Source organism: Paracidovorax oryzae ATCC 19882 (assembly GCF_000687165.1).
Taxonomy (GTDB): Bacteria; Pseudomonadota; Gammaproteobacteria; order Burkholderiales; family Burkholderiaceae_C; genus Paracidovorax; species Paracidovorax oryzae.
The window spans coordinates 307,383-315,664 of sequence record NZ_JMKU01000005.1 but is presented as its reverse complement, the minus strand read 5'-3'; the positions used below and the strand labels follow the sequence as shown (position 1 = coordinate 315,664).

At 70.1% G+C, this 8,282-nt stretch carries 7 protein-coding genes; 5 read left to right on the top strand and 2 right to left on the bottom strand.

The features are described from left to right. From T336_RS0104990 to T336_RS0104970, 5 genes are all read left to right on the top strand, one after another. The coding region (locus T336_RS0104990; RefSeq protein WP_026431710.1) for an IS5 family transposase at nt 1–727 on the top strand (727 nt) is incomplete at its 5' end. 146 nt (nt 728–873) lie between these two features. Beyond that, a complete protein-coding gene (locus T336_RS0104985) occupies nt 874–2,472 on the top strand; it encodes an ABC transporter ATP-binding protein (protein WP_026431709.1) in 1,599 nt (532 codons plus the stop codon). After that, on the top strand, nt 2,459–3,538 hold the full coding sequence (locus T336_RS0104980; RefSeq protein WP_026431708.1) for an ABC transporter permease: 1,080 nt from the start codon (nt 2,459–2,461) through the stop codon (nt 3,536–3,538). The genes T336_RS0104985 and T336_RS0104980 overlap by 14 nt, the downstream gene beginning before the upstream one ends. Then, nucleotides 3,538–4,458, top strand: coding sequence for an ABC transporter permease (locus T336_RS0104975; RefSeq protein ID WP_013593596.1), 921 nt, complete (start codon nt 3,538–3,540; stop codon nt 4,456–4,458). Before T336_RS0104980 ends, T336_RS0104975 begins: the two co-directional genes overlap by 1 nt. An 86-nt stretch (nt 4,459–4,544) precedes the next feature. After that, the gene (locus tag T336_RS0104970; RefSeq protein WP_026431707.1) at nt 4,545–5,711 is read left to right on the top strand and encodes a BMP family ABC transporter substrate-binding protein; all 1,167 of its coding nucleotides are present in this window, start codon (nt 4,545–4,547) and stop codon (nt 5,709–5,711) included. Between the two features lie 66 nt (nt 5,712–5,777). On the opposite strand, the gene T336_RS0104965 is transcribed toward T336_RS0104970, so the two are convergent. Both T336_RS0104965 and T336_RS0104960 read right to left on the bottom strand, forming a co-directional pair. After that, nucleotides 5,778–7,259: an N-acyl-D-amino-acid deacylase family protein gene (locus T336_RS0104965; protein WP_026431706.1), complete on the bottom strand. Its 1,482-nt coding sequence runs from the start codon at nt 7,257–7,259 to the stop codon at nt 5,778–5,780. Then, entirely contained in the window at nt 7,259–8,245 is a 987-nt protein-coding gene (locus tag T336_RS0104960; RefSeq protein WP_019703629.1) for a Bug family tripartite tricarboxylate transporter substrate binding protein, read from the bottom strand. Before T336_RS0104960 ends, T336_RS0104965 begins: the two co-directional genes overlap by 1 nt. Nucleotides 8,246–8,282: the final 37 nt, after the last annotated feature.

The following is an 8,282-nucleotide window of genomic DNA, read 5'->3' as shown; positions in this document are numbered from 1 at the left end:
GCCCCAGCGCGAGCACGATCTGCGCGAAGTCTTCAACGCGCTGCGCTGGCTGGTGCGCGCGGGCGCGCCTTGGCGAATGCTGCCCAACGATCTACCTCCTTGGGAGGCGGTCTACCAGCAAACCCGACGCTGGCTGGAAGCGGGCTGCTTCGAGGCGATGGTGTCGGACCTGCGCTCCATCATCCGCGTGGCGCAAGGGCGCCAGGGACAACCCAGTGCCATGGTGATGGATGGGCGGACATTGCAGTCGAGCTGCGAGAGCGGACCGCGTGCGGGTTACGACGGCTACAAGCGCAAGCGAGGCAGCAAGGTTCACATGGCCGTGGACACCCTGGGGCATCTGCTGGCGGTGCATGTCACGCCGGCCAATGAGCAGGAACGAGCGCAGGTGCAGCATCTGTGCGAAGACGTACAGCAGGCAACGGGCCACTCGGTGAAGCTGGGCTGGGCGGACCAGGGCTACACGGGCGAGGTGGCAGCAGAGGCTGCAAGGGACAACGGCATCGATCTGCAGATCGTGAAGCTGCCCGAGGCGAAAAAGGGCTTCGTGCTGCTGCCCCGACGCTGGGTAGTAGAGCGCAGCTTCGGCTGGCTGGCGAGATTCCGCAGACTCACGCGGGACTATGAGCGACTACCCGAAGTGCTCGGCGGTCTGCATTTCCTGGTCTTTGCCGTGCTCATGTTGCCCGCCGCTGCACGGGTGCTGGCTGCGGCGGGAAGTTCATAACACGCTCTAGGCCGGAGGAACTCTTCGGATGATAGAGGGCACCGGGGCGGTATTCCACGCACCGGCACGGCACGGTGCTTGCATGGTCCTGTCGGGCGCTCCTTCTTTCTGCGCCGCACAATTCAATCCAAGAGACAATCGTCCGCATGAATGCTCCCCCCTTCCCGCCAGCTGGCGCCGGTGCGCCGCCGCGCCTGCAGCTGTCGGGCATCACCAAGCGCTACCCGGCCGTGGTGGCCAACAGCGGCGTGTCGCTCACCGTGCAGCCCGGCGAGGTGCACGCGGTGCTCGGCGAGAACGGCGCCGGCAAGTCCACGCTGATGAAGATCATCTACGGCTCGGTCAAGCCCGACGAGGGCGCGGTGTGGTTCGATGGCCGGCCGGTGGCAGTGCGCAATCCGCAGGAGGCGCGGCAGCTGGGCATCGCGATGGTGTTCCAGCATTTCAGCCTGTTCGACACCCTCACGGTGGCCGAGAACGTCTGGCTGGGGCTGGACAAGCACCTGGCGCTGGCCGAGGTCACGCGTCGCATCCGCGACACCGCCGCGCAGTACGGCCTGGACATCGATCCGCTGCGCCCGGTGCACACGTTGTCGGTGGGCGAGATGCAGCGGGTGGAGATCATCCGCGCGCTGCTCACCTCGCCGCGCCTGCTGATCCTGGACGAGCCCACGTCGGTGCTCACGCCGCAGGCGGTCGAAAAGCTCTTCGTGGTGCTGCGCCAGCTGAGCGCAGAGGGCTGCAGCATCCTCTACATCAGCCACAAGCTGCACGAGATCCGCGCGCTGTGCACGGCGTGCACGGTGCTGCGCGGCGGCAAGGTGACGGGCGTGTGCAATCCGTCGGAGGAATCGAACGCCTCGCTGTCGCGGCTCATGATCGGCGCGGAGCCGCCGGCCCTGCAGCACCGGCCCGCTCGCACGGGCGACGCCGTGCTGGAGGTGGAGGGCCTCAGCCTGCAGCGGGAGGATCCGTTCGGCGTGGAGCTGATCGACGTCGGCTTTTCCGTGCGGGCCGGCGAGGTCGTCGGCATCGCGGGCGTGTCGGGCAACGGCCAGAAGGAACTGCTCTACGCGCTCTCGGGAGAGGACACGCGCGCCGCACCGGCCATGGTGCGCGTGGCGGGCCGCCCGGCCGGCCGCATGGGCCCGCGCGCGCGCCGTGCGCTGGGCCTGCATTTCGTGCCCGAGGAACGCCTGGGCCGCGGCGCCGTGCCCACCATGGGCCTGGCCGACAACCTGCTGCTCACGCGCTCCGACTGCGTCGGCTCGGGCGGCTGGGTGCGCACCGGCGCGCTGGCCGCGCAGGCGCGCCGCATCATCGAGCGCTTCCAGGTGAAGGCTGGAGGCCCGCTGGCGGCGGCGAAGTCGCTCTCCGGCGGCAACCTGCAGAAATTCATCGTGGGCCGCGAGATCGACGCCGGCCCGAAGCTGCTGATCGTCTCGCAGCCCACCTGGGGCGTGGACGTGGGCGCGGCCGCGCAGATCCGCGGCGAGATCCTGGCGCTGCGCGACGCGGGATGCGCGGTGCTGGTGCTGAGCGAGGAGCTGGACGAGCTGTTCGAGATCTCCGACCGCCTGCACGTGATCGCCAAGGGGCATCTGTCGCCCTCCATCGACCGGGCCGACGCCACGGTGGAGCGCATCGGCGAATGGATGAGCGGCCTGTGGAACGCCGACGTGCAGGCGCACCTGGGGCGTCGGGAGAGCGAAGACCATCCGGAGGGCGTGCATGCTCAAGCTTGAACCGCGTCCGCAGGCCTCGCGCCTGTGGACCTATGGCTCGCCGCTGCTCGCGCTGGCCTTCACCGTGCTGATTGGCGTCCTGCTGTTCGCCGCCCTGGGCAAGGACCCGGTGCGCGGCCTGCAGGTGTTCTTCTGGGAGCCGGTCAAGACGCAATATGCGATCGGCGAACTGATGGTCAAGGCCACGCCGCTGCTGCTGATCGCGCTGGGGCTGGCCGTGTGCTTCCGCTCCAACGTGTGGAACATCGGTGCGGAAGGCCAGTTCGTGATCGGCGCCGTGGCCGCGGGCGGCATCGCGCTGCTGGCGGACAAGACCACCGGGCCGTGGATCGTGCCGGCCATCCTGGTGGCCGGCGTGCTGGGCGGCATGTGCTGGGCCGGCATCACCGCGCTGCTGCGCGACCGCTTCAACGCCAACGAGATCCTGGTCAGCCTGATGCTGGTCTACGTGGCCACGCTGGTGCTGGGCTACCTCGTCTATGGCCCGTGGAAGGACCCGATGGGCTACAACTTCCCGCAGACCCGCACCTTCGAGCGGGTGACGCAGATCCCGCGCCTGATGCAGGGCTCGCGCGTGACCATCGGCCTGCCGATCGCGCTGGCCGCCGCCGGGGCGCTGTGGGTGTTCCTGTTCCGCACGCGGGCCGGCTTCGCCCAGCAGGTGGGCGGGCTCGCCCCGGCCGCCGCGCGCTATGCCGGCTTCTCGTCGCGCCGTGCGCTGTGGACGGCGCTGCTCATCTCTGGCGGCGCGGCCGGCCTGGCGGGCGCGCTGGAAGTGGCCGGTCCCCTGGGCCAGCTCACGCCCTACGTGCCGGCGGGCTACGGCTTCGCGGCCATCATCGTGGCCTTCGTGGGGCGCCTGCATCCGGTGGGCATGGTGTTCTCCGCGCTGCTCATGAGCATGTTCTACATCGGCGGTGAGATCGCCCAGTCGCGCCTCGGGCTGCCGAAATCGCTCACGGGCGTGTTCCAGGGCCTGCTGCTGTTCACACTGCTGGCCTGCGACACGCTGATCGCCTACCGCGTGCGCTGGGTCGGCGCGCCGGCCCGGAAAGGAGCCGCGTGATGGAAGCCTACGCACTGCTGCTGGGCTCCACGCTCAGCGCCGGCACCGTGCTGGCACTCGCCGCGCTCGGGCTGCTCATCAACGAGAAGGCGGGCATCGTGAACCTCGGCGCCGAGGGCATCATGCTCTGCGCGGCCATCGCGGGCTTCGCCACGGCCGTGCACACCGGCAGCACCTGGGCGGGCTTCGCGGCCGGCATGGGCGCCGGGGCGCTGCTTGCCGCCGTCTTCGGCGTGCTGGTCATCTGGCTCAACACCAACCAGTACGCCACGGGGCTGGCCCTCAGCCTGTTCGGCGCGGGCTTCTCCGCCTTCGCCGGCATCCAGTACGTGCAGGCCAAGCTGCCCACGCTGCCGCAGTACGCGCTGCCGGTGCTGGGCGACCTGCCGCTGGTCGGGCCGGCGCTGTTCCGCCAGCATCCGCTGGTGTACGGCGCGATGGCGCTCACCGCGGGCCTTGCCTGGTTCCTCTACCGCTCCCGCGCGGGGCTGGTGCTGCGCTCGGTGGGCGAATCGCCCGAATCCGCCCACGCGCTCGGCTACCCGGTGCGCCGCATCCGCCTCGCGGCGGTGGTGGCGGGCGGCGCGCTGTGCGGCCTGTCGGGCGCCTACATCTCCACGGTCTATACGCCGCTCTGGGTCGAGGGCATGGTGGCCGGCCGCGGCTGGATCGCGCTGGCGCTCACCACCTTCGCCACCTGGCGCCCGGCACGGGTGTTGCTTGGAGCCTACCTGTTCGGCGGCGTGACGATGCTGCAGTTCCACCTGCAGGCCACGGGCGTGCAGGTGGCCAGCCAGCTCCTGAGCATGCTGCCGTACGTGGCCACCATCGTGGTGCTGGCGCTGATCTCGCGCAATCCGGCCTGGATCCGCGCGAACATGCCGGCCTCGCTGGGCAAGCCGTTCCATCCCGGGGGCTGACCGGGGCGCCGCGCCGTGCCATCATTGCCGTTTCCAAACGTTTCCGATTTCTTCTCTCACCTGTTTTCCCTGGAAGGACATTCGACATGACCGATCTGCACAAGCGCTCGCTGATGAAGGCCGCCGCGCTTTCCGCCCTGGCCGCCGCCGCGCTCGCGGGCTGCGGCAAGAAGGACGAGCCGGCACCGGTGGCAGCGTCCGCGCCCGCCGCCTCGGCTCCCGCTGCCCCCGCCAAGGCCGAGCCGCTGAAGATCGCGTTCGCCTATGTCGGCCCGGTGGGCGACGGCGGCTGGTCGTTCGCGCACGACAACGGCCGCAAGGCCATCGAGAAGGAATTCGGCGACAAGGTCGTCACCAGCTTCGTCGAGAGCGTGCCCGAATCGGCCGATGCCGAGCGCGTGCTGCGCGACATGGCCGGCCAGGGCAACAAGCTGATCTTCGGCACCACCTTCGGCTACATGGAGACGATCCAGAAGATCGCCCCCGATTTCCCGGATGTGAAGTTCGAGCACGCCACCGGCTACAAGACCGCGCCCAACGTGCGCACGTACGACAGCCGCACCTACGAAGGTGCCTACATGGCCGGCGTGATCGCGGGCGCCATGACCAAGACCAACACGCTGGGCGTGGTCGGCTCGGTGCCGATCCCCGAGGTGATCCGCAACATCAACAGCTTCACGCTGGGCGCGCAGTCGGTCAACCCGAAGATCAAGACCAAGGTGGTATGGGTGAACGAATGGTTCAGCCCGCCGAAGGAGACCGAGGCCGCCACCTCGCTGATCAACGGCGGCGCCGACGTGCTGTTCCAGAACACCGATTCGCCCGCGGTGCTCAAGACCGCCCAGGAAAAGGGCAAGCGCGCCTTCGGCTGGGATTCCGACATGACCGCCTACGGTCCCAAGGCCCACCTGGGTTCCGCCGTCATCAACTGGGGCCCGTACTACATCAAGGCCACCCGCGACGTGCTGGAAGGCAAGTGGGCCACCGGCCAGAGCTGGTGGGGCGTGAAGGAAGGCGCGATCGACCTCGTCTCCATCGCCGACGACGTTCCCGCCGAGACCAAGGCCAAGGTGGACCAGGTCAAGGCCGGCCTGAAGGACGGTTCGTTCGCGATCTGGAAGGGCCCGATCCTCGGCCAGGACGGCAAGGAACTGCTCGCCAAGGACGTGGTCGCCGACGACAAGTTCCTCTCGGGCATCAACTTCTACGTCAAGGGCGTGGAAGGCACCGTGCCGGGCGGCGACAAGAAGTAAGGCGCTGCGCCTGCTTCGCTGGAAAAAGGGCCGCCCGGTGGGCGGCCCTTTTTCCATGGGCAGTGCTCAGCGCTCCAGCATCCGGCCCGGCCGCAGCCCCGTCGGCTCCCGGCCATCCCAGACCCGCAGGCCGTTGACCCACACTCCCTCGATGCCGCGGCTGGCCTGAACGGGGTGGTCGAAGGTCGCCACGTCCTGCACCTGCGCCGGGTCGAACACCACGAAATCGGCTTTCCAGCCGGCGCGCAGCAGGCCCCGGTCGGCCAGGCCGTAGTTCTCCGCGGCGAGGCCCGTCATCTTGTGCACGGCCGCCTCCAGCGTCAGCAGGCCCTGGTCCCGCACCAGCCGAGACAGCACCCGCGTGAAGGTGCCCCACTGGCGCGGGTGCGGATGCGGGTCGAAGGGCAGGCCGTCGGAGCCGACCATGGTGCGCGGGTGCGCGAGGATGCGCTCCACGTCGCGCTCGTCCATCAGGAAATAGATCGCACCCGCGGGCGCGAGCCGCTGCAGCATGGCCTCGTCGTCCAGGCCCCATTCGCGCTGCAGGTCCGCATAGTCGCGGCCCTGGGCAGATGGATCGCCGCGTGACCAGGCGATGAGCGTGCGCCGCGCGAGCCGCACGCGGTCCAGCCGCAGCATGGTGGAGGTGGCGGGGTAGGGGTGGCAATCGAGGCACACGGGCTGCAGCAGGCCGGCCCGGTCGATGCGCGCGAGCGTCTCCACCGAGCGGCCATGGTTGCGCTCGCCGGCCAGCTTGTGGTGCGAGAACACGACGCGGGCGCCGAGGGCGCGGCCGATGTCCAGCGCTTCCTCGATCGCTTCGTCGATGCGGTCGGATTCGTCGCGCAGGTGGGTCGCATAGACCATGACCGCGCGGCCGCGCATGGCCTCGCCGATGTCGATGATCTCCTGCGTGGTGGCGTGCTGCGCAGGTGGGTAGAAGGTGCCGGTGGACAGGCCGAAGGCACCGGCCTCCAGTGCCTCCTCCAGCAGGCGCGCCATGCGTTCGCATTCCTCCGCCGTCGCGGTGCGCTGAAGGTCGTCCATCGCGCTCACGCGCAGGCTGGCGTGGCCCACCAGGGGAATCACGTTGACCGCGGCAGGGGCCTCGCGCAGCGCCTGCATCCAGGCATGGAAACCGGGGTAGCGGAACAGGTCGGGGGGGCCGAGCAGGTCGAGCGGCTGCGGCAGGGCGCGGCCGGGTGGCACGGGCGCGAGGCTGATGCCGCAGTTGCCCGTGACCACCGTGGTCACGCCCTGCGAGACCTTGGGCACCATCTCCGGATGGGCCAGCAGGTAGCCGTCGTCGTGGGTGTGGGAGTCGATGAAGCCCGGCGCGACCACGCGTCCGGCGATGTCGATGACCGCATGCGGGCCGGCCGCGCCGGTGCCCGGCTCCAGCACGGCGGCGATCGCGTCGCCTTCGACCAGCAGGTCGGCGGGCCGCGGCGCCGCGCCGCTGCCGTCGATGAGCAGGCCGCCGCGCAGCAGCAGGCGCGAGTCCGGGGCGGCCGCAGCGGAGCCCGGGGGGGTGGCAGGCCCGGCCATCAGTCGAGCTTCTCGATCTTGTTGCGCTCGATCAGTTCGCCCCAGCGCTTCGTCTCGCGGTCGATGGTGCGCTGGAAGTCGGCGGGCGTGCCGCCGGCCGGCACGGCCCCGAGCCTGGCCAGCCCTTCGCGCACGGCCGGCGTGGCCAGTGCGGCGTTGATCGCGGCGTTCAGTTTCGCGACGATCTCGGGCGGCGTGCCGTGCGGCGCCACCACGCCGCCCCAGGCCACCGTCTCGTAGCCCTTCACGCCGGATTCGTCCAGCGTGGGCACGGTGGGCATCAACGCGATGCGCTTGGCGCTGCTCACGGCCAGCGCGCGCACCTTGCCGGCTGCCACGAGCGGCCCCACTTCGGACGAGTTGGCGAACAGGTAATCGATGCGCCCGCCCATCAGGTCCTGCAGCGCGGCCGGGCCGCCGTTGTAGGGCACGAAGAGCACGTCGATCCCGGCCATGCTGCGGAACAGCTCGCCGCCCATGTGCCCGGTGGTGCCCACGCCGGGCGCGCCGAACGACAGCTTGCCCGGCGCCTTGCGCGCCGCGGCGACCAGGCCGGCCACGTCCTGGATCGGGGAATCCCTGGGCACGATCAGCACGTTGTAGAGGTCGAACGCATGGGCCACCGGCACCAGGTCGCGGTCCACGTCGTAGGGCAGCTTCTTGAACAGCGTGCGGTTCACCGCCAGCGTGTTCACGTTGCCGTAGCCGATGGTGTAGCCGTCGGCGGGGCGGCTCTTGATCTGCAGGATGCCGATGTTGCCGGCGGCGCCGGGCCGGTTGTCGACGACCACCGGCACGCCCAGCGTTTTGGAGAGTTCATTGGTCACGAGCCGCGACAGCACGTCGGGCGAGCCGCCGGCGGCCGAGGGCACGACGAAGGTGATGGGCTTTTCGGGCCACGCGGCCTGCGCGGGCAGGGAGGCCGCCGACAGGCAGGCGGCCGAGGCGAGGAGCGCGAGGGAGCGGGACAACATGCGGTGGATCATGGTGGGCTTTCTCTGGGGGATGGGAATGCGGCGGCGG

Bases quoted from the DNA above. Each gene is read 5' to 3' on its own strand.
- T336_RS0104985 (WP_026431709.1), top strand. From the start codon at position 874: ATGAATGCTCCCCCCTTCCCGCCAGCTGGCGCCGGTGCGCCGCCGCGC.
- T336_RS0104980 (WP_026431708.1), top strand. From the start codon at position 2,459: ATGCTCAAGCTTGAACCGCGTCCGCAGGCCTCGCGCCTGTGGACCTAT.
- T336_RS0104975 (WP_013593596.1), top strand. From the start codon at position 3,538: ATGGAAGCCTACGCACTGCTGCTGGGCTCCACGCTCAGCGCCGGCACC.
- T336_RS0104970 (WP_026431707.1), top strand. From the start codon at position 4,545: ATGACCGATCTGCACAAGCGCTCGCTGATGAAGGCCGCCGCGCTTTCC.
- T336_RS0104965 (WP_026431706.1), bottom strand. From the start codon at position 7,259: ATGGCCGGGCCTGCCACCCCCCCGGGCTCCGCTGCGGCCGCCCCGGAC.
- T336_RS0104960 (WP_019703629.1), bottom strand. From the start codon at position 8,245: ATGATCCACCGCATGTTGTCCCGCTCCCTCGCGCTCCTCGCCTCGGCC.